The 21,500-nt window shown below is 69.4% G+C and carries 19 protein-coding genes; 9 read left to right on the top strand and 10 right to left on the bottom strand.

All coding sequences use genetic code 11. The annotated features are described in order from the left end of the window. Positions 1-68: 68 nt before the first annotated feature. A complete protein-coding gene (locus G7A98_RS11950; protein ID WP_163649903.1) occupies positions 69-1,763 on the top strand; it encodes an endo-1,4-beta-xylanase in 1,695 nt (564 codons plus the stop codon). Between the two features lie 26 nt (positions 1,764-1,789). Here G7A98_RS11950 and G7A98_RS11945 read toward each other — a convergent pair whose 3' ends face one another. The 4 genes from G7A98_RS11945 to gatC are packed head-to-tail and all read right to left on the bottom strand — an operon-like array spanning position 1,790 to position 5,637. Next, positions 1,790-2,341, bottom strand: a complete 552-nt coding sequence (locus G7A98_RS11945) for a cupin domain-containing protein (RefSeq protein WP_163649902.1) — start codon at positions 2,339-2,341, stop codon at positions 1,790-1,792. Between the two features lie 48 nt (positions 2,342-2,389). Continuing rightward, complete coding sequence (gene gatB / locus G7A98_RS11940; RefSeq protein ID WP_163649901.1) at positions 2,390-3,841, bottom strand: Asp-tRNA(Asn)/Glu-tRNA(Gln) amidotransferase subunit GatB; 1,452 nt, start codon at positions 3,839-3,841, stop codon at positions 2,390-2,392. Beyond that, on the bottom strand, positions 3,841-5,301 hold the full coding sequence (gene gatA / locus G7A98_RS11935) for an Asp-tRNA(Asn)/Glu-tRNA(Gln) amidotransferase subunit GatA (RefSeq protein ID WP_163649900.1): 1,461 nt from the start codon (positions 5,299-5,301) through the stop codon (positions 3,841-3,843). The genes gatB and gatA overlap by 1 nt, the downstream gene beginning before the upstream one ends. A gap of 48 nt (positions 5,302-5,349) precedes the next feature. Then, a complete protein-coding gene (gene gatC / locus G7A98_RS11930; protein ID WP_163649899.1) occupies positions 5,350-5,637 on the bottom strand; it encodes an Asp-tRNA(Asn)/Glu-tRNA(Gln) amidotransferase subunit GatC in 288 nt (95 codons plus the stop codon). Between the two features lie 221 nt (positions 5,638-5,858). On the opposite strand from gatC, the gene G7A98_RS11925 reads away from it, so the two are divergent. The 7 genes from G7A98_RS11925 to tldD all read left to right on the top strand — a co-directional run bounded on the left by G7A98_RS11925 (position 5,859) and on the right by tldD (position 15,831). Further along, positions 5,859-6,896, top strand: coding sequence for a rod shape-determining protein (locus tag G7A98_RS11925; RefSeq protein WP_163649898.1), 1,038 nt, complete (start codon positions 5,859-5,861; stop codon positions 6,894-6,896). 77 nt (positions 6,897-6,973) lie between these two features. Beyond that, complete coding sequence (gene mreC, locus G7A98_RS11920) at positions 6,974-7,876, top strand: rod shape-determining protein MreC (RefSeq protein WP_276207497.1); 903 nt, start codon at positions 6,974-6,976, stop codon at positions 7,874-7,876. Beyond that, positions 7,873-8,358: a rod shape-determining protein MreD gene (gene mreD / locus G7A98_RS11915; protein ID WP_163649896.1), complete on the top strand. Its 486-nt coding sequence runs from the start codon at positions 7,873-7,875 to the stop codon at positions 8,356-8,358. The genes mreC and mreD overlap by 4 nt, the downstream gene beginning before the upstream one ends. 62 nt (positions 8,359-8,420) lie before the next feature. Further along, a complete protein-coding gene (locus G7A98_RS11910; protein WP_163649895.1) occupies positions 8,421-9,014 on the top strand; it encodes a Maf family protein in 594 nt (197 codons plus the stop codon). A 34-nt stretch (positions 9,015-9,048) separates the two neighbouring features. Then, complete coding sequence (gene rng, locus G7A98_RS11905; protein ID WP_163649894.1) at positions 9,049-10,512, top strand: ribonuclease G; 1,464 nt, start codon at positions 9,049-9,051, stop codon at positions 10,510-10,512. A 19-nt stretch (positions 10,513-10,531) separates the two neighbouring features. Then, on the top strand, positions 10,532-14,380 hold the full coding sequence (locus G7A98_RS11900) for a YhdP family protein (protein WP_163649893.1): 3,849 nt from the start codon (positions 10,532-10,534) through the stop codon (positions 14,378-14,380). Next, positions 14,377-15,831 (top strand): metalloprotease TldD, encoded by a 1,455-nt coding sequence (gene tldD, locus G7A98_RS11895; RefSeq protein WP_163649892.1) that lies wholly within the window; start codon positions 14,377-14,379, stop codon positions 15,829-15,831. The genes G7A98_RS11900 and tldD overlap by 4 nt, the downstream gene beginning before the upstream one ends. A 166-nt stretch (positions 15,832-15,997) precedes the next feature. On the opposite strand, the gene yjgA is transcribed toward tldD, so the two are convergent. Next, positions 15,998-16,513 carry a ribosome biogenesis factor YjgA gene (yjgA, locus tag G7A98_RS11890; protein WP_163649891.1) on the bottom strand — a complete coding sequence of 172 codons (516 nt, stop codon included), beginning with the start codon at positions 16,511-16,513 and terminating at the stop codon, positions 15,998-16,000. A 64-nt stretch (positions 16,514-16,577) separates the two neighbouring features. Between yjgA and pmbA the strand changes: the two genes are divergently transcribed. After that, on the top strand, positions 16,578-17,918 hold the full coding sequence (gene pmbA / locus G7A98_RS11885) for a metalloprotease PmbA (RefSeq protein ID WP_163649890.1): 1,341 nt from the start codon (positions 16,578-16,580) through the stop codon (positions 17,916-17,918). Between the two features lie 43 nt (positions 17,919-17,961). On the opposite strand, the gene mgtE is transcribed toward pmbA, so the two are convergent. From mgtE to raiA, 5 genes are all read right to left on the bottom strand, one after another. Then, on the bottom strand, positions 17,962-19,317 hold the full coding sequence (gene mgtE / locus G7A98_RS11880; protein ID WP_163649889.1) for a magnesium transporter: 1,356 nt from the start codon (positions 19,315-19,317) through the stop codon (positions 17,962-17,964). Positions 19,318-19,413: 96 nt separating this feature from the next. Next, positions 19,414-19,683 (bottom strand): HPr family phosphocarrier protein, encoded by a 270-nt coding sequence (locus G7A98_RS11875; RefSeq protein ID WP_163649888.1) that lies wholly within the window; start codon positions 19,681-19,683, stop codon positions 19,414-19,416. Continuing rightward, positions 19,670-20,560, bottom strand: a complete 891-nt coding sequence (gene rapZ / locus G7A98_RS11870) for an RNase adapter RapZ (protein ID WP_163649887.1) — start codon at positions 20,558-20,560, stop codon at positions 19,670-19,672. Before rapZ ends, G7A98_RS11875 begins: the two co-directional genes overlap by 14 nt. A 46-nt stretch (positions 20,561-20,606) precedes the next feature. Beyond that, complete coding sequence (ptsN, locus tag G7A98_RS11865; RefSeq protein ID WP_163649886.1) at positions 20,607-21,095, bottom strand: PTS IIA-like nitrogen regulatory protein PtsN; 489 nt, start codon at positions 21,093-21,095, stop codon at positions 20,607-20,609. Between the two features lie 11 nt (positions 21,096-21,106). Next, positions 21,107-21,415, bottom strand: a complete 309-nt coding sequence (gene raiA / locus G7A98_RS11860; protein WP_163649885.1) for a ribosome-associated translation inhibitor RaiA — start codon at positions 21,413-21,415, stop codon at positions 21,107-21,109. Between the last annotated feature and the right edge of the window lie 85 nt (positions 21,416-21,500).

The following is a 21,500-nucleotide window of genomic DNA, read 5'->3' as shown; positions in this document are numbered from 1 at the left end:
GCCGCCCGACGAGCGATTCGCTACCCTGAAAGCCAGCGTCGGGGCAGCGTTGAGGGGGAGGCGAGCGCATGCGCAATGGCATCGGGGTGACGGTCGTTCTGGGGGTGATGGCCGTGCTGGGGATTGCGGGGCGTGCCGGCGCGGCCGATGACGCTGCCGCCGTCGACCTGCTCGCGTATGACTGGTCGCACCTCGACGGCGCCGTGGTTGCCGCCGACGGCGTGCGGGTCAGCGGGCTGGGGCGGGCCATCGTGCCGCCGGCGGACATGGCCGATACGCCGCCGACCGCCAACCCGCCGATCAACCTGCGCGGGCCGGTGCTGACCCTGGCGGGGGATTTCGCGCTGACGGCCCGTCTGCGCCTGGGCACGGACGGCCCGCCGCAGGCGCGTCTGACACTCTACGGGCGCTTGCCGGTGATCCAGGACGAATGGCGTCAGCCCGGCGAGGCGGTGACTCTGGCGGTGAAGGGCGACATGCTGCGTCTGGTCGTGCAGCATGTCTCGGGCGAGCGCGAGACGTACACCCAGGCCTGGCGTCCGGCGGATTCGGTCACCCTGGCCCTGGTGCGCCGGGGCGAGCGGCTGACGCTGAGCGCGAACGGCGAGCCCATGATCGCGATGCCGGCGCCGCCAGTACTGGCGAGCAAGCGGTTGTGGCCGGGGCTCGACACCGACGTCGGCCACACCTTCACGCTGGAGAGTCTGCGGCTTCGCCCGCTCGGCGAGGCGGCCCGGGTCGCGGTGACGCCCGCCACCCTGGTGAGCACGCCGCCCGCACCGGGCGGGCTGAGGGCACTGGCCGCGCGCAATGCCCCGCATCTGGCGATCGGCACGGCGGTGGCGACGAACCCGCTGCTCGGCGATCCCGCCTATGCGCGAGTGCTGGCCCGCGAGTTCAGCATGGTCACGCCCGAGAACGCCATGAAGTTCCAGTTCATCCACCCCCGGCCCGGGCGCTACGCCTTCGCCGAGGCCGATGCCATCGTCGACTTCGCCGAACACAATGGCATGGCGGTGCACGGCCACACCCTGGCCTGGGGCGAGGCGCTGCCGCGCTGGCTGAGCCGGGGTGACTACAGCGACGGTGAGCTGCGCGAGATTCTGGCCGACCACATCGCCACCGTGGTGGGGCGCTACAAGGGGCGCGTCGCCGGCTGGGACGTGGTCAACGAACCGCTCGAGCCGTTCGGTCCCGAGCTGCGACGCGACTCGCCCTGGTATCGGGCGATGGGGGCCGACTACATCGCCTTCGCCCTGCGGGCGGCGCATCGTGCCGACCCCGACGCGGCGCTCTACATCAACGAATTCGCCTGCGAGGAACGCAACGCCAAGTCGGACGCGCTCTATCGGCTGGCCCGGGGCCTGCTGGCCGACGGCGTGCCGCTGGATGGCATCGGCTTCCAGCTCCACGAGGACCTGACCGACGACTATCGGCCGGTCACTGCCGCGGCCTTTCGCGACAACGTCCGGCGGTTCATCGACCTGGGGCTTGCGGTGCGCATCTCGGAGATGGACGTCAACCTGCACGACGACGCCTCGACCGCGCGCCTGCAGCAACAGGCCGCGTATTACGCCTCGATGCTGGCGCTGGCCCGGGACATTCCGGCCTTCACGGCGTTCTCCACCTGGGGCTTCACCGATCGCTACTCGTCGCTGCAGGACTGGTGGAATCCGGACGGGCTGGGCAACGGCCTGATCTTCGACCCGGCGCTGCGCGCCAAGCCGGCCTATGATGCGTTGCGCCGCGTGCTGGCACGCTGAGATTGCGGCGGGCTGGGGGCGGCTGCTCAGAAGGCCCGGGCGGGGGTGGCGCAGCTGACCAGTCGGCAGTCGCGGTCGCCGATATTACGGAAGCGGTGGGGCAGGCCGGTGTTGAAGTAGTAGGCCTCGCCGGGGCCCAGCACGCGGGTGTCGAGGCCGATGGTGATCTCGATCTCGCCCTCGAGCACCACGCCGGCTTCCTCGCCGCGGTGAACGATCATCTCGCGGCCGGTGTCGGCGCCGGGCGGATAGGTCTCGATCATGAACGACAGCGCCCGGGACGGGCGGTTGGCCCCGATCAGCCGGTAGCAGACGTCGCCGCTGCCGATGTCGGGGAGGTCGTCGGGGGAGTAGAAGACCTGGTCGCGGTTTTCCAGATCCAGCGTGAAGAAGTCGCCGACGCTGATGGGGATGGCGTCGAGGACCTTCTTCAACGAGCTGACCGAGGGGCTGACCTTGCCCTGCTCGATCAGCGACAGGCTGGAGTGGGTGACGCCGCAGCGCTTGGCCAGCTCCCGCTGGGAGATGCCGCGCAGGGTGCGCAGGGCACGCAGTCGCGCGCCGACGTCGTCTGCCATTCGGAAACTCCTTGCCAGGCCGGCGGGCGAGCCCGCCGGCCGGCGTCTTCAGGTGTTGTCGAGCTTTTCCTTGAGCAGGGCGTTGACCTGCTGCGGGTTGGCGGTGCCCCGCGAGGCCTTCATGACCTGGCCGACGAAGTAGCCGATCATCTTGCCGCGCTTCTCGGGGGCCGCCTCGCGGTACTGGGTGACCTGCACCGGGCTGTCGGCGATGACCTGGTCGATCATCGCCTCGATGGCGCCGGTATCGGTGACCTGCTTGAGGCCGCGGGCCTCGATGATGGCGTCCGCGCTGTCGCCCTCGCCGTCCCACAGTGCGGCGAAGACCTGCTTGGCCGCCTTGCCGTTGATGGTCTCGTCCTTGACGCGGGCGACCAGGCCGCCGAGCTGTTCGGCCGTGACCGGGCTGTCGGCGATGTCCAGGCCTTCCTTGTTGAGGCGCCCGGCGAGCTCGACCTGGACCCAGTTGGCGGCCAGCTTGGCGTCGCCGCAGACGTCCCTGACCGTCTCGAAGTACTCGGCCATGGCACGGCTCGAGGCCAGCACGCTGGCATCGTAGGCCGACAGGCCCAGTTCGTCCTGGAAGCGCGCGCGCTTGTCGGCGGGCAGCTCCGGCAGCGTCTCGCGCAGGTGGTCGACGTAGGCCTGGTCGAGCACCACCGGCAGCAGGTCGGGACAGGGGAAGTAACGGTAGTCGTTGGCCTCCTCCTTGGTGCGCATGCTGCGCGTCTCGTCGGCCTCGGGGTCATAGAGACGGGTCTCCTGGACCACCGTGCCGCCGTCCTCGATCAGCTCGACCTGGCGCTCGATCTCGAAGGCGATGGCCTTCTCGACGAAACGGAAGGAGTTGACGTTCTTGATCTCGGCGCGGGTGCCCAGCGTCTCCTGGCCCTTGGGGCGCACCGAGACGTTGACGTCACAGCGCATCGAGCCCTCGGCCATGTTGCCGTCCGAGATGCCCAGGTAGGTGACGATGGCGTGGATCGCCTTGAGGTAGGCGGCGGCCTCCCTGGCGGAGCGCAGATCCGGCTCGGAGACGATCTCCAGCAGCGGCGTGCCGGCACGGTTGAGGTCGATGCCGGTCATGCCGTGGAAGTCCTCGTGCAGCGACTTGCCGGCGTCCTCCTCGAGGTGGGCGTGGTGCACGCGGATGCGCTTGGTGCTGCCATCGTCCAGGGTGATCTCGACCTCGCCGGGGCCGACGATCGGCTGGTACATCTGGCTGGTCTGGTAGCCCTTGGGCAGGTCGGGATAGAAGTAGTTCTTGCGATCGAACACCGAGGTCTCGGGAATCTCGGCGTTGATGCCCAGGCCGAACCTGACGGCCATCGCCACGGCGCCCTCGTTGAGCACCGGCAGCACGCCGGGCAGGCCCAGGTCGACGGCGCAGGCCTGGGTATTGGGCTCGGCGCCGAAGGCGGTCGAGGCCCCGGAGAAGATCTTCGACTGGGTGGCGAGCTGGACATGGACTTCCAGGCCGATCACGGCTTCCCATTGCATCAGGCGTTCTCCTTACCGAAGGCGGGCTGGCGGCGGTGCCAGTCGGTGGCTTGCTGGAAGCGGTGGGCGACGTTGAGCAACCGCGATTCGGCGAAGTGCGGGCCGAGGATCTGCAGGCCCACGGGGCGGCCGTCCACGAAGCCGGCGGGAACGCTGAGGCCCGGGATGCCGGCCAGGTTGATGGCGATGGTGTAGATGTCCTGCAGGTACATCGACACCGGATCCTTCTTGGCGCCGAGGTCGAAGGCGGGCGTGGGCGAGGCCGGGCCCATCAGCACGTCGACGTCCTCGAAGGCGTCGAGGAAGTCCTGACGGATCAGCCGGCGGACCTGCTGGGCCTTCTTGTAGTAGGCGTCGAAGAAGCCCTCGGAAAGGGTGTGGGTGCCGATCAGGATGCGCCGCTTGACCTCCTCGCCGAAGCCTTCCGCGCGGCTGCGCTTGTAGAGATCGACGAGATCGGTCGGGTTCTCGCAGCGGTGGCCGAAGCGCACGCCGTCGTAGCGCGACAGGTTCGAGGAGGCTTCCGCGGGGGCGATGACGTAGTAGGCCGGGATCGCCAGCTCGGTATGCGGCAGGCTGACCTCGCGCACGCTGGCGCCCAGCGATTCGTAGACGGCGATCGCCTCGCGCACCGCGGCCTCGACCTCGGGGGCGAGGCCGTCGCCGAAGTATTCCCGGGGCAGGCCGATCTTCAGCCCCGACAGCGAGGCCTCGAGCTCCTCGCGGTAGTCGGGGACGCCGCGGGCCACGCTGGTCGAGTCGCGCAGGTCGTGGCCGGCGATGGCGCCGAGCAGCAGCGCGCAGTCCTCGGCGGTGCGGGCCATGGGGCCCCCCTGGTCGAGGCTCGAGGCGTAGGCCACCATGCCGTAGCGCGAGACGCGGCCGTAGGTGGGCTTCAGGCCGGTGATGCCGCAGAAGGCGGCGGGCTGGCGGATCGAGCCGCCGGTGTCGGTGCCCAGCGCCGCCGGCACCAGGCCGGCGGCCACCGCCGCGGCGCTGCCGCCGGAGCTGCCGCCCGGCACCGCGGCGAGGTCCCAGGGATTCTTCACCGGGCCGTAGTGACTGTTCTCGTTGGACGAGCCCATGGCGAACTCGTCCATGTTGGTCTTGCCGAGGCTGACGGTGCCGGCGGCGGCGAGCTTCTCGACCACGGTGGCGTCATAGGGCGAGACGAAGTTGTCGAGCATCCTCGAGCCGCAGCTGGTGCGCACGCCCTGGGTACAGAAGATGTCCTTGAGTGCCAGCGGCAGGCCGGTCAGCGGCCCGGCCTTGCCGGCGGCGCGTGCCCGGTCGGCGCGGTCTGCAGCCTCGAGGGCGGCGTCTGCCGTTACGGTGATAAAGCTGTTGAGCTCGCCATCGAGGCGGTCGATGCGCGCGAGCAGCGACTCGGTCAGCTCGCGGCTGGAGAACTCGCCGGCGGCCAGGGCCGCGGCCAGCTCGGTCAGGGTCTTGTCATGCATGGGGCGTCGGGCTCCGTGGAAAGCATGTCCGGCGAACGGGGAGGGGCGTCACTCGACGACGCGGGGGACCAGGTAGAGGCCATTCTCGACGGCCGGCGCACAGCGCTGGAAGCGCTCGCGCTGGTCGGACTCGGTGACCTCGTCGGCACGCAGGCGCTGGGTGGCATCCAGCGGGTGGGCCAGCGGGGCCACGCCCTCGGTATCGACGGCCTGCAGGCGGTCGACCATCTCCAGAATGCGGCTCAGGTCATCCACGTAGCGCGCGGCTTCCCGGTCGTCCAGACCCAGGCGGGCGAGGTGGGCGGCTCGCCGTACATCTTCGGGTTCAAGCGCCATAACGTCGGCTTCCTTCAACTATGATGCGATGCCAATGCGGATCGATCGTCGCCAAGCCAGACGACGACCGATGATGCGATCCCGGATTCAGTCCGGTTCGGAAAATAGGCGAAACGGTACCACAACTCCGGGACCCGGGCATCTCGCTTGCCGCTCTGCCCCCGCGATGATACCGTTTGCGTCCGCACAGGGTTCCGGTCTGGACTAGGTGAAAGACTTCCATGTTTAAACGTTTGAGGGGGCTGTTCTCCAGCGATCTGTCGATCGACCTGGGGACCGCCAATACGCTGATTTATGTTCGCGGCCGCGGCATCGTCCTCGATGAGCCCTCGGTGGTGGCGATTCGCCAGTCGGGCAACATGCGCAGCGTCGCTGCCGTGGGCGTCGATGCCAAGCGCATGCTGGGCCGTACCCCGGGCAACATCACGGCGATCCGCCCGATGAAGGACGGCGTGATCGCCGACTTCACCGTCACCGAGCAGATGCTTCAGCACTTCATCCGCAAGGTCCACCAGAGCACCTTCCTGACGCCGAGCCCGCGTGTGCTGGTCTGCGTGCCCTGCATGTCGACCCAGGTCGAGCGCCGCGCCATCAAGGAATCCGCCGAGGGGGCAGGGGCCCGCGAGGTGTTCCTGATCGAGGAGCCCATGGCGGCGGCGATCGGCGCCGGGCTGCCGGTCGAGGAGGCCCAGGGCTCGATGGTCGTCGACGTCGGCGGCGGCACCTCCGAGATCGCCATCATCTCTCTCAACGGCGTGGTCTACTCCGAGTCGATCCGGGTCGGCGGCGATCGTTTCGACGAGGCGATCACCGCCTATGTGCGCCGTCACTACGGTAGCCTGATCGGCGAGGCCACGGCGGAGCGCATCAAGGAGGAGATCGGCTGTGCCTATCCGGGCGGCGAGCTGCGCGAGATCGACGTGCGCGGCCGCAACCTGGCCGAGGGCATTCCGCGCAGCTTCACCCTCAATTCCCACGAGATTCTCGATGCCCTGCAGGATCCGCTGTCGTCCATCGTCACCGCGGTCAAGAGCGCGCTGGAACAGTCGCCCCCCGAGCTGGCCGCCGACATCGCCGAGCGCGGCCTGGTGCTGACCGGCGGCGGCGCGCTGCTGCGCGACATCGACAAGCTGATCGCCGAGGAAACCGGCCTGCCGGTGATCGTCGCCGAGGACCCGCTGACCTGCGTGGCCCGGGGCGGCGGCAAGGCGCTGGAAATGATCGATCAGCACACCTTCGAACTGCTGTCCAGCGAGTGAGTCCGGCGGCACGCACGGCGTGCCGTCCCGGGTCGATCGTGTTCCGGTCATTGGCCAGCTCGTAGGGGAGTCGTGCTATCAAACCGCTGTTCTCGCAGGGTTCCGCCCCCGGCTATCGCATGCTGCTGTGCGCCTTCATCGCCTTCGCGCTGATGTTCGCCGAGCATCGCCTGCCGCGCGTGGCGGAGCTGCGGGCACATCTGTCCACCGTGGTCACGCCGGTGCAGTGGCTGGCCAGCCTGCCCAGCGAGGCGCTCTCCTGGGGGGCGCTGGCGGTTTCCGATCAACGCGATCTGATCGACGAGAATCGTCGGCTGCGTCGGCAGCTTCTCACCCTCTCCCATCGTGTGCAGCGCATGGCCAGCCTGTCCGCCGAGAATGCCCGACTGCGTGAGCTGCTCAACGCCGCCCGGCACCGCCGGGTTCCCTATATCACCGCCGAGCTGCTGTCGCTGGACTCCGACCCCTTCACCCATCAGATGGTGCTCGATCGTGGGCGCACCGACGGCGTCTACGTCGGGCAGCCGGTGACCGATGCCTCGGGGCTGATCGGCCAGGTGATCGCCGTGTCCGCCTACACCAGCCGGGTGCTGATGGTGGCCGACGCCAGTCATGCGGTGCCGGTGCGCGTGACGCGCAACGGGCTGCGCTTCATCGTCCAGGGAACCGGCAGCTACGACACCTTGGATGTGCTCCATGTGCCGGACACGGCGGATATCCGCGAGGGCGATCTGCTGGTGACCTCCGGGCTGGGCGGTCGCTTTCCCGAAGGCTATCCGGTGGCCCGCGTGACCCTGGTGGTGCACGATCCCGGCGCCCCCTTCGCCCGGGTCGAGGCCGAGCCGGTGGCCCAGCCCGAACGCTCGCGGCACTTCCTGATGCTCTTTCCGCCCCGGCGCACGCCCGCGGCCGGGATCAGCGACGTGGCCCGACAGGCCGCCCTGAGCGTGGCCGCCGGGGTCGCCGAGGAGGCGCCATGATCGGCTCGCTGCGCAGCCTGCTGATGACCTGGGTGACCCTGGGCCTGGCCCTGTGCCTGCAGGCCATGCCGCTGCCCGATGCCTGGCTGATCTGGCGGCCCGACTGGCTGGGCCTGATGCTGATCTACTGGTGCCTGGTGGCTCCCCGGCGGGTCGGCGTCTTCCATGGGTTCGTGCTGGGCCTGCTGATCGATCTGGTCGAGGGCGCCCCGCTCGGACAGAATGCGCTGGTGCTGTCGCTGCTGGCCTATCTGTCGCTGCTGCTCTATTCGCGCATGCGCGCCTATGCGCTGATCCAGCAGGCGGTGCTGGTATTCGTGCTGCTGGGCATTGCCCAGCTGGTCGAGCAGTGGCTGCGCACCATCTTCGGGCCCTTCGCCATCAACCTGGCCTTCCTGCTGCCGGCGCTGATCGGCGCCGTCCTCTGGCCGTGGCTGTTCACCCTGCTGCAGCTGCTGCGCCGCCGTCTCGGCGTGAGCTGACCCCCGGATGCGGCGCGCGCGTCGCCATGTTCACCGACTGGAATCAAAATCAGGAGGGCGCCATGTCCCCGGTTCTGCGTCTGGCGTCGGCCTCGCCCCGCCGCCGTGACCTGCTGGCCTCGATCGGCATCGCCGTCGAGGTCGCTCCCGTCGATATCGACGAAACCCCGCGGCCCGACGAGTCGGCCGAAGCCTATGTACGGCGCCTGGCGCGCGAGAAGGCCGAGACCGGGGCGCGGGGCAGTGCACTGCCGACGCTCGGCTCGGATACTGCCGTAGTGCAGGACGGGCGGATTCTCGGCAAGCCGCGTGATCGCGCACACGCCGCCGAGATGCTCTCGGCCCTGTCCGGGCGTGCTCATGCGGTGCTGACCGCGGTGGCGGTGGTCGGCCCGGCGGGGCTGCTCGAGACCTGCGTGACGACGCGGGTGGTCATGCGCTCTGTCGCGGCCGGCGAGATCGACGCCTACTGGGCGACCGGCGAGCCGGCCGACAAGGCCGGCGGCTACGCCATCCAGGGGCGGGCGGCGGTGTTCGTCGAGCGCATCGAGGGCAGCCACTCGGCGGTGGTCGGCCTGCCGCTGTTCGAGACCGCCGAGCTGCTGCGCCGCCAGGGGATTGCGCTGTGGCCGGCGGCGGGCGAGGCTGTGTCATAATCGTTCAGGAAGTTTTCAGCACAAGGACCGGCGCATGAGCGGTGAGGTACTGATCAATCTGACCCCGATGGAAACCCGCGTGGCGGTGGTGGAGAACGGGGTCCTGCAGGAAGCCTTCATCGAGCGCAGTCGGCGCCGGGGCATCGTCGGCAACATCTACAAGGGCAAGGTGGCGCGGGTGCTGCCGGGCATGCAGGCGGCCTTCATCGACATCGGCCTGGAGCGGGCGGCCTTCATCCATGCCAACGAGGTGATGCCGCCCAACACGCCGGCCGACGAGCAGGTCTCGATCAGCCAGCTGCTGCATCAGGGCCAGCCGCTGGTGGTGCAGGTCACCAAGGACCCGATCGGCTCGAAGGGGGCGCGGCTGACCACGCACCTGTCGGTGCCCTCGCGCTATCTGGTCTACATGCCGGACTCGCCGCATACCGGGGTCTCGCAGCGCATCGAGGACGACAGCGAGCGCGAACGCCTGCGCGGCCTGGTCGATACCTGCCTGGCGGGCATCGACACGCCGGTGTGCGGCGGCTTCATCATTCGCACCGCCGCCGAGGGCGTGGGCGAGGAGGAGCTGATTACCGACATGCAGTTCCTGCTGCGCCTGTGGCGCAAGGTCGAGCAGCGCAAGGGCAGCGCGCTCGCGCCCAGCTGCATCTACGACGACCTGCCGCTGTTCATCCGCACCCTGCGTGACGTGATGCGCGACGACATCGAGAAGGTGCGCATCGATTCCCGCGAGAACTACCACCGCCTGGTGGAGTTCGCCGAGGAGTTCATGCCGGGCATGGTCGAGCGCATCGAGTACTATCCCGGCGAACGGCCGATCTTCGACCTGTTCAGCGTCGAGGACGAGATCCAGAAGGCACTGGGGCGCAAGGTCCAGCTCAAGTCCGGCGGCTATCTGGTGATCGACCAGACCGAGGCGATGACCACCATCGACGTCAATACCGGCGGCTACGTGGGGCATCGCAACCTCGAGGAGACCATCTTCAAGACCAACCTCGAGGCGGCGACCACCATCGCCCGCCAGCTGCGCCTGCGCAATCTCGGCGGCATCATCATCATCGACTTCATCGACATGGAGGACAGCGAGCACCAGCGCCAGGTGCTGCGCGTGCTCGAGAAGTCGCTGGAGCGCGACCACGCCAAGAACAAGCTGACCGGGGTGACCGAGCTGGGGCTGGTCCAGCTGACCCGCAAGCGTACCCGCGAGAGCCTCGAACAGACGCTTTGCGAGCCGTGCCCGACCTGCCAGGGGCGCGGCACGCTGAAGACGCCGGAAACGGTGTGCTACGAGATCTTCCGCGAGATCCTGCGCGAGGAGCGCGCCTACAGCCCCGAGACCTACATGGTGCTGGCCTCCCAGGCCGTGGTGGACCGGCTGCTCGACGAGGAGTCGGCGGCGGTCGCCGACCTGGAGATCTTCATCGGCAAGACGATTCGCTTTCAGGTCGAGGGCCATTACTCCCAGGAGCAGTACGACATCGTGCTGATGTGAGCCCATGAGTTCGAGTCGCGTGACGCTGCGATGGGCCCTGACCGCGCTGGCCGTGGCGCTGGTCGTTGCCGCGCTGGTGGTGAGCGGGGCCCGCTGGATGCTGGGCCGGCTCGACGGGCAGCGCCTGGCCGCCGCCGTGGAGCAGTCGCTCGACGCCACGCTGACGGTGGAGAGCCTGCAGGGGCGGCTGCAGCGCCTGGATCCCGGCGTGACGGCCCGGGGGCTGCGGATCGTCAGCCGGGACGGGCCGAATGGCGAGGCGCGTCCTCTGCTGGAGGTCGGCAGTGCCGCCCTGCGTCTCGATACCCTGTCCAGCCTGCTGCACTGGCAGCCGGTCTTCGCCCGCGCCCGGCTGGGCGCGGTCACCGTGCATCTCTATCAGGACGACGCGGGTGGCTGGCGCTGGCCGGGTGTCGCGAGTGGCGGCGCCGCGTCGGGGGGTCTTGCGGCCGGGGGGCTCGACCAGTGGCTGGGCCTGCTGCTGCGCCAGCGCCTGAGTGTCGAGGACGTGCGGGTGGTGCTCCACGGCCGCGACGGCGAGCTGACCCTGACGGCGCCACGCCTGCTGGTGGCCGGACAGGACCGGCGCGTGCATGTCGAGGGCCAGTGGTTCGTGGAAGGGCAGAAGACGCGCTCGCTGTCGGTGGTGATGGAGGTCCAGCCCGGCGACGACGGCCTCGAGGACTTCGATGCCGCCCTCCAGGCGCGCATGGATCTGGGCAGCCTCGACCGCCTGGGGCAGCTGCTCTCCCATGGCAACGCCGTGCGCCTGGATCGCGTCTCCGGGCAGGCCTCGCTCTGGGCGCGCTGGCAGAAAGCGCGCGTCGCGGATGCCCGCCTGCAGGTCTCGGTCCCCTCGCTCAGTCTGGACAGCGACGATGGCCCGGTGGTGCTCGAGGATATCGGCGCTCGTGCCCAGTGGCGCCGTGCGCCCTCGGGCGACGGCTGGCAGGCCTGGGTGAATGCCCTGTCGCTGCGTGACGCCGACCAGTCGGCGACCGTTCTGCCGTCACGCCTGGCGCTGCGCGGGAATGACCAGGGCTGGTGGTTGCGCAGCACGCCGTTCTCGCTGGAGGCACTGGCGGCGCTGGGCGGTCGGCTGCCGCTGCCGGAAGCCGCCCGGCGGACGCTGGACGCGTTGCAGCCCCGGGGCCGGGTGCAGGGACTGCAAGTCGGCCGGCAGGCCGGCGCCTGGCAAGTGAAGGCGGCATTGCAGGGGGCGGCGGTGGATCCCTGGCAGAACGTGCCGGGGGGCGGCCCGGTGGACGCCTGGGTAGTGGCCGACGGCAAGCAGGGGCATGTCGACTTCTCGGGCGGCAAGGGAATGACGCTCCACTTTCCCGAGATCTTTCCCGATCCGCTGGTGCTGGATGCCGCCGGCGGGCGGGTCGACTGGTCGCTGGCCGAGCGCCAGCCACTGATCACCGGCAGGAATCTCCAGGTGCGCTGGCGCGATGCCCCGGTGGATGGCGGCTTCTCGCTGCGCCTGCCGGGCAACAACGCCGATCGTCGGCCGGGTCAGTTCACGCTGGATCTGGCGATGCGCGACGTCGACGCCGTGGAAACGCCGCTGGGCGAGTGGCTGCCGCTGAAGCTGTTCGATGCCGACCTGCGCGACTTCCTGACCGGCGGCATTCGCGGACGGGTGCCGCGCGGCAACCTGCATGTCGAGCAGCGCCTCGACAAGGAGGCGATGGCCGATGACGGCAATGACGGGGGCGGCGACGACCTGGGGACACGCACGCGCCTGACGCTGGACCTCGACATCGAGCAGGGGCGATTGCCCTATGATCCGAAGTGGCCGGCCCTGGAAGCGGTCAGCGGGCACCTGCACATGGTCGACGATACCCTCAAGGCGCGGGTCGACCATGCCGAGACGCTGGGGCTGGTCAGCGAGGGGGCGACGGTCTCGATGGTCGACAAGCGCCTGCGCGTCGACGGACCGGTGAGCGGCCCCGTGCAGGGCCTGCTGCAGTTTCTGGCGGCGGCGCCGATCGACGGGCTCGACGACTTCGCCGACTGGCGCGGCGAGGGGCGGGTCGCCGGGAAACTGGGTGTCGCGGTGGGGCTGGATACCCAAGGAAAGGGCGATCCGCCGGTGACGGTGGATGTCGACGCCCGGGTCGACGCTCCCTCGCTGCGGCTGCCGCAGTCCGGGCTGGTGCTGGGCAATGTCAACGGCCGGCTGAACTACCGGCATGCCGGCGATACCGACACCCTGACCGGCCAGCTCGGGGCGCGCGCCTTCCAGGGGCCGCTGCTGGCGACCTTCGATGTCGGCGGCGCCGGCGTGACCCTGGAGGGCCGTGCCCTGGCGCGCGGGCTGCTGGCCTGGGGGGGAGTCGCCGGACTGAGCGGGTTGCTGGAGGGCTACTTTCCCTATTCGGCGACGCTCGACCTGAGCGGCGCATCCCCCCGGCTTTCCCTGGACAGCGACCTGCAGGGGCTGGCCATAAGGCTGCCGGCGCCCTTCGGCAAGACCGCCGCGGCGCAAGTGCCGCTGCATTTCGAGGCGGCACAGGGGCCGCGGCGGGTCGAGGCGACCCTGAAGAATCGCCTGCGCCTGCGCTGGCGGGCGCTGGGGCCGGAGACGGGCCAGGGGCAGGTGTGGCTGGAGCAGTGGCCCGCCACGCTGCCGGCCTGGCCGGGCGACCAGGGCTGGACGGTCGACTGGCGGACCCCGCGGCTGCCGCTGACGGCATGGCAGGAAGCCCTGGCGGGCCTGGGGGGCTGGCCCGGGGGTGACGGTGGCGCCTCCGGGAGTACGGCACTGCGCCGCCTGACCCTGCAGACGCCCTGTCTTTCCCAGGCCGGGCGCTGTCTCGGCGACCTGCAGGCCCGGGCCACGCCGCTGCCGGCGCAGGGCTGGTCGGTGGATCTGCAGGGGAGTGTGGTCGCCGGACATGCCAGCTATCGTCAGCGCCGGGTGACACCGGTGTCGGTGCAGCTGTCGCGGCTCGACCTGGACGCCCTGACGCCCGACATGCCGCAGGCGACGTTGAGCGGGGAGATCGCCACCGCGCCCGAGCCGCAGCCGCTGCCCGACGGGATCGCTCGCCTGCCCGCGGGGCGTGTCGAGATCGCCACGCTGATTCGCGGCGGGCAGCGCTTCGGTCCCTTCTCGGCCAGCTGGGAGGCCACGCCGTCGCGCCTGCGCATCGCGCCGGTGTCGCTGACCCTGGGGGACATCACCGGCCAGGGCGAGCTGGTATGGGAGGCCTCGGGGAAGGAAGCGAGCCTGAGTCGTTCGCGGCTGACGCTCGAGGGCGGCGATCTGGGCAGCGCACTGCAGGCCCTCGGCCAGCCGGTGGCGGTGCGCTCGCGGCGTACACGGGTGCAGTCGCAGCTGGCCTGGCCGGGTGCGCCCTGGCAGTTCGCCCTGGCGCGCTCGCGGGGCAACATCGATGCCGAACTCGACGACGGCAGCTTCCTGACCCTGGATTCGCCCTCGGCGCGCTTGATCGGCCTGCTCAATATCGACAACCTGCTGCGCCGCCTGCGGCTGGACTTTTCCGACGTGACCGACAAGGGCACGGCTTTCGACAGCGTTCGTGGACATGCCACACTGTATGATGGTCGCCTGGAAACCCGCGGGCCGGTCAAGATCGATGGCGCCTCCACGCAGTTCAGCCTCGATGGCAGCGTGGACCTGATGGCCCGCCGGCTGGACCTGATGCTGGGCGTCACCGTACCGGTCAGCCAAAACCTGCCGCTGGCCGCCGTGCTGGCGGGCGCGCCCTACGTGGGCGGCGCCCTGTATCTGGCCGACAAGCTCTTCGGTGGCTGGCTGGATCAGGTCACGCGAATTTACTACCGCGTGCAGGGGCCCTGGACCTCGCCGCGAATCACTGTGGAAAACGCTGAATGACCCGACTCTCTCAATCGCCTCTCGATGAGGCCACGACGACCCTGCTGGTTCCCGGCGGGCTCGACGCACAGGCGCTCGAGCCGGGCCTGGCGGAAGCGCTGGGCCCGGGGATCGACTACGCCGACCTGTACTTCCAGCGCAGCTGGCAGGAAAGCTGGGTACTGGAGGACGGCGAGGTCAAGGACGCCAGTTTCAATATCGACGGCGGCGTCGGTGTGCGCGCCCTGGCCGGCGAGAAGACCGGCTTCGCCTTCTCCAACCAGATCACTGCCGAGGCGCTGGCCGAGGCCGGGCGCACGGCCTCGGGGATCGCCCGCAGCGGGGCGCGCCTGTCGCCGGTACCGATCGCCGCCGGCGGCGTGCCGGCCCGCTACGCCGGGGTCGACCCGCTCTCGGGGCTGGCTCCCGAGGACAAGATCGCCATGCTCAAGCAGGCCGATCGCGTGGCACGGGCCGCGGATCCCAGCGTGGTCCAGGTCAGCGCCTCGCTGAGCGGCGTTCACGAGGTGGTGCTGGTGCGCGCCAGCGACGGCACCCTGGCCGCGGATATCCGCCCGCTGGTGCGCTTCAACGTCAGCGTCATCGCCATGCGCGATGGCCGCCGTGAGCGCGGCAGCGCCGGGGGCGGCGGCCGCTATCCGATGTCACGCCTGCGCGACGAGAACGTGGCCGAGCGCTACGCGAAGGATGCCGTGCGCCAGGCGCTGGTCAATCTCGAGGCAGTGGATGCGCCGGCCGGGCAGATGCCGGTGGTGCTGGGTGCCGGCTGGCCGGGCATCCTGCTGCACGAGGCGGTGGGCCACGGCCTCGAGGGCGACTTCAACCGCAAGGGCAGCTCCGCCTTCGCCGGGCGTCTCGGCGAGCGGGTCGCCGCACCCGGCGTCACGATCGTCGACGATGCCACCCTGGCCGACCGGCGCGGCTCCCTGTCCATCGACGACGAGGGCACCCCGGGCGCCTGCACGCCGCTGATCGAGGACGGCATCCTCACCGGCTACATGCAGGACAAGCTCAACGCCCGGCTGATGGGCATGGCGCCCACCGGCAACGCGCGCCGCGAGTCCTACGCTCACATGCCCATGCCGCGCATGACCAATACCTACATGCTGGCCGGCCAGGCGGACCCCGAGGAGATCATCGGCAGCGTCAAGCGCGGGATCTATGCGGTCAGCTTCGGCGGCGGCCAGGTCGACATCACTTCCGGCAAGTTCGTGTTCTCGGCCAGCGAGGCCTATCTGATCGAGGACGGCCGGATCACCGCGCCGGTGAAGGGGGCGACGCTGATCGGCAACGGTCCCGAGGCGATGGGCCGGGTGTCGATGATCGGCCACGACATGGCGCTCGATACCGGCATCGGGGTCTGCGGCAAGGAGGGCCAGGGCGTGCCGGTGGGCGTGGGGCAGCCGACGTTGAAGCTCGATGAGCTGACCGTCGGCGGCACCCAGTCCTGAGCTGGACGTGCCTGCGCGGCGCCCATACGGCGTTGGAAATCGACTCGGCCTGCTCATTTACGGCCTGTAAACTCCGCGGCCTCGTCGATTTCCGCCTTGTCTGGACGTCGCTCGGCGACGTCCTGGCACTGGTACGAGGATGACACGGCGTGGGTGCCGGGTGTGTTTACACCCCCGACGTGTCGCGGATCAGCTTGAACAGCTTGCGGGCGCTGGTGGGCGGCTTGCCGCGCTCGCGCTCGCTGCGGGCGTTGCGGATCAGCTGGCGCAGGGTCTGGCGGTCGACGTCGGGATAGTCGGCGATGAAGGCCTCCAGTTCGGTCTGGTCGCCGTCGATCAGCCGGTCGCGCCAGCGCTCGAGTTTGTGGAAGGCCAGGTCGCGGCGCTGACGCTCCTGCTCGAAGCGTTCGAACACGGCGCGAATGGCGTCGAGGTCCTCGCGGCGCATCAGCTTGCCGACGTATTGCATGTGGCGTCGGCGCCCCTCGTGGGAGCGAATGCGGCCGGTTTCCTCGACGGCGGCCAGCAGGTCGTCGGAGAGCGGCAGCTGCGCGCGCTGGCCCTCGGGGAGCGCGATGATCTGTTCCCCCAGCGCCTGCAGCGCCTGCATCTCGCGCTTGCGCTGGGTCTTGCTGGGACGTTGCGGGGAGTCGTCGTGCGACTCGGGCGAATCGAAAGACATGCCATTTCCATCACGATGGGTGGGTTGGGGCAGTATACCAGCCCCCGGTAACAAGGAGATCAGGATGACTCAGGCCTTTGATGCCGAGGCGCAGCAGGCGCTTCTGGAGTCGCGGGTGGCGCTGGCGCTGGAGCAGGCGCGCCACGCCGGTGCGGATGCCTGCGAGGTCGGCGCCAGCGTCGATCAGGGCATCGAAATCAGTGTGCGCATGGGCGATGTGGAGTCCGTCGAGCTGGCCCGCGATCAGGGCTTCGCCGTTACCGTCTATCTGGGGCAGCGCAAGGGCAGCGCCTCGTCGTCGGATGCCAGCGAGGCGTCGATTCGCGACGCCGTGGACAAGGCGATGGCGATCGCCCGCTATACCGGCGAGGATCCGGCCTCGGGGCTGGCCGATGCCGAGCTGATGGCGCGCGAACTGCCGGATCTCGGGGTGCATCATCCCTGGCGGTTGAGCACCGACGAGGCGATCGAACTGGCGCTGGCCTGCGAGAATGCCGGGCGCGGCGTGGAGGGCATCAGCCAGTCCGACGGCGCGAGCCTGGCGAGCGGCGAGGGCGTGCGCGTCTACGGCAACAGCCATGGCTTTCTCGGCAGCCAGCGCGGCAGCCGCCACTCGCTGTCCTGCGTGCTGATCGCCCGCGACGACAAGGGCATGCAGCGCGACTACGACTACACCAGCGAGCGGGATCCGGCACGTCTGGCCTCGCCGGAGGCGGTGGGGCGTAGTGCGGCGGAGCGTACCGTGAGCCGCCTGGGCGCCCGGCGTCCGCGTACCGGCCGCATGCCGGTGATGTTCGCCCCGGAGATGGCCGGGGGCCTGGTCGGTCACTTCCTCAGCGCGATCGCCGGCGGCGCGCTCTACCGCCAGGCGTCCTTCCTCTGCGACAGCCTGGGCGAGCCGCTGTTTCCGGAGTGGTTCTCGCTCGTCGAGCGGCCGCGGGAACCGGGGGCGATGGCCAGCAGTCCCTTCGACAACGACGGGGTCTATACCCGCGACAACGTCTTCATCGATCGCGGCAAGGTGGCCAGCTACATGCTCTCGGCCTACAGTGCGCGGCGGCTGGGCCTGACCACTACCGGCAACGCCGGCGGCGCGCGCAACGTGCGCCTCGAGGCACCGCTCCTCCCGCGCGAGGCCCTGCTGAAGGAGCTGGGCACCGGTGTGCTGGTCACCGAGCTGATGGGCCAGGGCGTCAACGGTGTCACCGGCGACTACTCCCGCGGAGCGGCGGGCTTCTGGGTCGAGGATGGCGAGATTCGCCACCCGGTCGAGGAGTTCACAATCGCCGGCAACCTGCGCGACATGTTCGCCAACCTGCGGGCGCTGGGCGACGATATCGACACCCGGGGCAGCGTGCATACCGGCAGCTGGCTGATCGATGGCATGACCGTGGCCGGCGACTGAGCGGCCAACGCCACGGGCCGAGCGTATTCTGCCGGTTCGTGGCTCAGAGATAGAACAGGGTCGCCAGGCCCAGGAAGGCCATGAAACCCACCACGTCGGTCACCGTGGTGAGAATCACGCTGCCCGACAGGGCCGGGTCGATGTTGAGCTTCTTGAGCACCACCGGCAGCAGGGTGCCGACCAGGGCGGCGATCAGCAGGTTGATGACGATCGCCGCGGCGATGATGACGCCCAGCGCCGGGTCGCCGAACCACAGCACCGCGATGGCGGCGATGACCAGCGCCCACAGCAGGCCGTTGAGCAGGCCCACCACCAGCTCGCGGTTGAGCAGCCACTTGACGTTGCCGCCGCCGACGTGGCCCAGGGCGATGCCGCGGATCAGCACGGTCAGCGTCTGCGAGCCGGCGATGCCCCCCATGCTGGCGACGATCGGCATCAGTACCGCCAGGGCGGTGATGCGCTGGATGGTGCCTTCGAACAGGCCGATCACCGCCGCGGCCAGGAAGGCGGTGAGCAGGTTGATGCCCAGCCAGACCGCGCGCCGGCGGCTGGTGCGCCAGGCGGGCGCGAAGGTGTCTTCCTCCTCGTCCAGGCCGGCCATGCTCATCACCTGGTGCTCGGCGTTCTCGCGGATCACGTCCACCACGTCGTCGATGGTAATACGTCCCAGCAGGTGGCCGTCGGTACCGACCACCGGCGCCGAGACCAGGTCGAACTTCTCGAACAGCTTGGCGACCTCGGCATCGGGGGTCATGGCGGGAATGCTGACGCTCTCGGTATCCATCAATTCGCGAACCAGCATGGTGGTGTCCGAGACCAGCAGGCGCTCGATCGGCAGGCTGCCGATCAGCTTGTCGCCGCGGGTGACCACCAGCAGGGCATCGGTGGTGTCGGGCAGGCGCTCGTGACGGCGCAGGTAGCGCAGCACGACATCGAGGGTGATGTCCGGGCGGATGGTCACCGCATCGGTGTTCATCAGCCCGCCGGCGGTGTCTTCCGGGTAGGCGAGCACCGTCTCGAGACGCTGGCGCTCCTGGGCCTCTATCGAGGCCAGCACCTCGAGCGTGACGGTGTTGGGCAGCCGCTGCAGCAGGTCGGCCAGGTCGTCGACGTCCAGCCCCTCGGTAGCCGAGACCAGCTGCTGGGCGTTCATCCGGTTAAGAAACAGGGTCTGGAGGTCGTCGTTTAGGTATTGCAGGACCTCGCCCTGCAGTTCGGACTCGACCAGTTCCCAGAGCACCTCGCGTTCCCGCGGCGGGGTGGACTCCAGCAGATGAGCGACATCGACGGGTGCCAGGCCGCGGTTGAGCATGCGCCGGGCCTGGTCGAGGGCGCCGCTTTCCAGCGCCTCGTTGAGTCGATCCAGGCGGGGCTGCAAGCGTTCGGGATTCTGGCTCATGCGGTCTGACGTCCTCGGCCGGGTAGACACTGGCAGGCGCCATCTTAGCACTGCCTTAAGAAAAGCCGGCAGCCCCGGCGCCCCGGTGGCGTCGAGTCATTGCTCCTCGTCGAAGCGCGCCTCGAAGAGCGACTGGAGGGCGTCCAGGGCCTCCTCGGCCTGGGGGCCTTCCGCCTCGATGGTCAGGCAGGTGCCGCAGGGGGCGGCGAGCATCAGCAGCGACATGATGTTGGCGGCGTCGCCGCAGCGGGTCTGGTGGTGGACGGTGACCCGGGCCTCGTAGCCCTGACAGCACTGGACGAGCTTGGTGGCGGCCCGGGCATGCAGGCCGCGCTTGTTGGTCAGGGTCAGCTCACGGCTCGGCACGGGTCGCCCCCACGGCGGTATTGATGCCCAGCTCCCGATGGCGCAGCCGTACCTGATAGCGCCCGGCGAATATCGCGGCGAGACGTTCGGTGAGATAGACCGAGCGATGCTGGCCACCGGTGCAGCCGATGGCCACGGTCAGGTAGCTGCGATTGCTGGCCTGGTAGGCCGGCAGCCAGCGATCGAGCCAGGTGTGGACATCGTCCTGCATGGCGATGACGTCGGGGTAGCCCTCGAGAAAGTCGACGATCTCCGGGTCGCGGCCGTTGAACTGGCGAAGCCGGGGGTCCCAGTAGGGGTTGGGCAGGCAGCGGGCGTCGAAGACGATATCGGCATCGAGTGGTACGCCGCGCTTGAAGCCGAAGGACTCGAAGGTCAGGGTGAGCTGGCCGCTGCGGTGATGGGCGACCTGTTCGGCGATGCGTCCACGCAGCTCGTGCACCGACAGCTGGGAGGTGTCGATGACGAGGTCGGCGAGGTCACGGATGCCCGACAGGGCCTGCTCCTCGGATTCGACGGCTTCCGCCAGGGTCATCTCGGTGTCCCGGGTCAGCGGGTGGCGGCGCCGCGTGGCCGAGTAGCGCTCGAGCAGGATCTTGTCCTCGGAGGTCAGGTAGACCACCTGACAGTCGAGGCCGCGGGCGCGCAGGGTCTCGAGCAGCCCGGGAAATCGCTCGAGGGCGGTGGGCACGTTGCGGGCATCGATGCTCACGGCGATGCTGGAGCGGCGGGCATCGTCCTGACGGAGTTCGTCGATCAGGGGGTCGAGGAGCATGGCCGGCAGGTTGTCGATGGCATAGAAGCCCAGGTCCTCGAGGGCCTGAAGCGCGATCGACTTGCCGGAACCGGAACGACCGCTGATGATCACGAGCTGCATCGCGGCGGCTCTCCTGATGGCGGTGAAACGCGAGACACGGATCCGGCTACCCGGGTGTCTCGCCGGGGGCGTTTTCCTGGCGGCGGATGGCCTCGAGCAGTATCTCGTAGAGTTCGCGCTGGCTCTCGCTGCGACGCAGGCGGGCGCGGATGGTGGCATCGTTCATGATGCCGGCCACCTGGCCCAGCAGGGCAAGGTGGGTGTCGTCCGCCTCCTCGGGCACCAGCAGCACGAAGATCAGGTCGACCGGTTCGCCGTCGACGGCATCGAAGTCGATGGGTTCCTGCAGCTTGAGGAAGCCGGCGATCGGTGCCTTGCAGTGTGGGTTGCGCGCATGGGGAATCGCCACGCCGTTGCCGATCCCGGTGCTGCCCAGCCGCTCGCGGCCGATCAGGCGGCTGAAGACTTCCTGGCTGTCCAGGCTCGGCGTGTTCTGCGCGATGAAGGTGCTGAAGAATTCCAGCACGCGCTTCTTGCTCCCCCCGGGCACCGCGAAGAGCGTGCGCTCGGGGGGCAGGATGGCTTCCAGTGTCATGATGGGCGGAGTCAGCGAGCCCCGGCGCCTTGCGCGCGGGCCTGAGCCTTTTCCTTGTGCTTGACGAGTTGGCGATCGAGCTTGTCGGCGAGGGCGTCGATGGCGGCGTACATGTCGCCGTTCTCGGCTTCGGCGTGCAAGTCGGCACCGGCAGCGTGGAGGGTACAGGCAGCCTGGTGACGTTCCTTCTCGATCGAGAGGGTCACCTGAACCGTCGTGATGTTGTCGTAATGGCGCTCGAGACGCGTCAGTTTCTCGTTGACGTAGTCACGCAATGCATCCGTCAGTTCGACGTGATGGCCGGTGATGTTCGCTTGCATGGACACGCTCCTGTTCCGGCGGGTGGTGGCTCGATTGTAACCCTTTTTGCAGCTTAGCAAACCCCCGGGAGACGCCGATAGGCAG

Source organism: Modicisalibacter sp. 'Wilcox', assembly GCF_010993675.1.
Lineage (GTDB): Bacteria > Pseudomonadota > Gammaproteobacteria > Pseudomonadales > Halomonadaceae > Modicisalibacter > Modicisalibacter tunisiensis.
Note: the sequence above shows the minus strand (reverse complement) of the source record. Positions and strands in the feature narration are given on the sequence as shown.

Coding starts and splice junctions, on each gene's coding strand:
- mgtE (WP_163649889.1), bottom strand. CDS start 19,317: ATGAGCCAGAATCCCGAACGCTTGCAGCCCCGCCTGGATCGACTCAAC.
- gatB (WP_163649901.1), bottom strand. CDS start 3,841: ATGCAATGGGAAGCCGTGATCGGCCTGGAAGTCCATGTCCAGCTCGCC.
- rapZ (WP_163649887.1), bottom strand. CDS start 20,560: ATGCAGCTCGTGATCATCAGCGGTCGTTCCGGTTCCGGCAAGTCGATC.
- raiA (WP_163649885.1), bottom strand. CDS start 21,415: ATGCAAGCGAACATCACCGGCCATCACGTCGAACTGACGGATGCATTG.
- pmbA (WP_163649890.1), top strand. CDS start 16,578: ATGACTCAGGCCTTTGATGCCGAGGCGCAGCAGGCGCTTCTGGAGTCG.
- G7A98_RS11925 (WP_163649898.1), top strand. CDS start 5,859: ATGTTTAAACGTTTGAGGGGGCTGTTCTCCAGCGATCTGTCGATCGAC.
- gatC (WP_163649899.1), bottom strand. CDS start 5,637: ATGGCGCTTGAACCCGAAGATGTACGGCGAGCCGCCCACCTCGCCCGC.
- tldD (WP_163649892.1), top strand. CDS start 14,377: ATGACCCGACTCTCTCAATCGCCTCTCGATGAGGCCACGACGACCCTG.
- G7A98_RS11950 (WP_163649903.1), top strand. CDS start 69: ATGCGCAATGGCATCGGGGTGACGGTCGTTCTGGGGGTGATGGCCGTG.
- ptsN (WP_163649886.1), bottom strand. CDS start 21,095: ATGACACTGGAAGCCATCCTGCCCCCCGAGCGCACGCTCTTCGCGGTG.
- mreD (WP_163649896.1), top strand. CDS start 7,873: ATGATCGGCTCGCTGCGCAGCCTGCTGATGACCTGGGTGACCCTGGGC.
- G7A98_RS11945 (WP_163649902.1), bottom strand. CDS start 2,341: ATGGCAGACGACGTCGGCGCGCGACTGCGTGCCCTGCGCACCCTGCGC.
- yjgA (WP_163649891.1), bottom strand. CDS start 16,513: ATGTCTTTCGATTCGCCCGAGTCGCACGACGACTCCCCGCAACGTCCC.
- G7A98_RS11910 (WP_163649895.1), top strand. CDS start 8,421: ATGTCCCCGGTTCTGCGTCTGGCGTCGGCCTCGCCCCGCCGCCGTGAC.
- rng (WP_163649894.1), top strand. CDS start 9,049: ATGAGCGGTGAGGTACTGATCAATCTGACCCCGATGGAAACCCGCGTG.
- gatA (WP_163649900.1), bottom strand. CDS start 5,301: ATGCATGACAAGACCCTGACCGAGCTGGCCGCGGCCCTGGCCGCCGGC.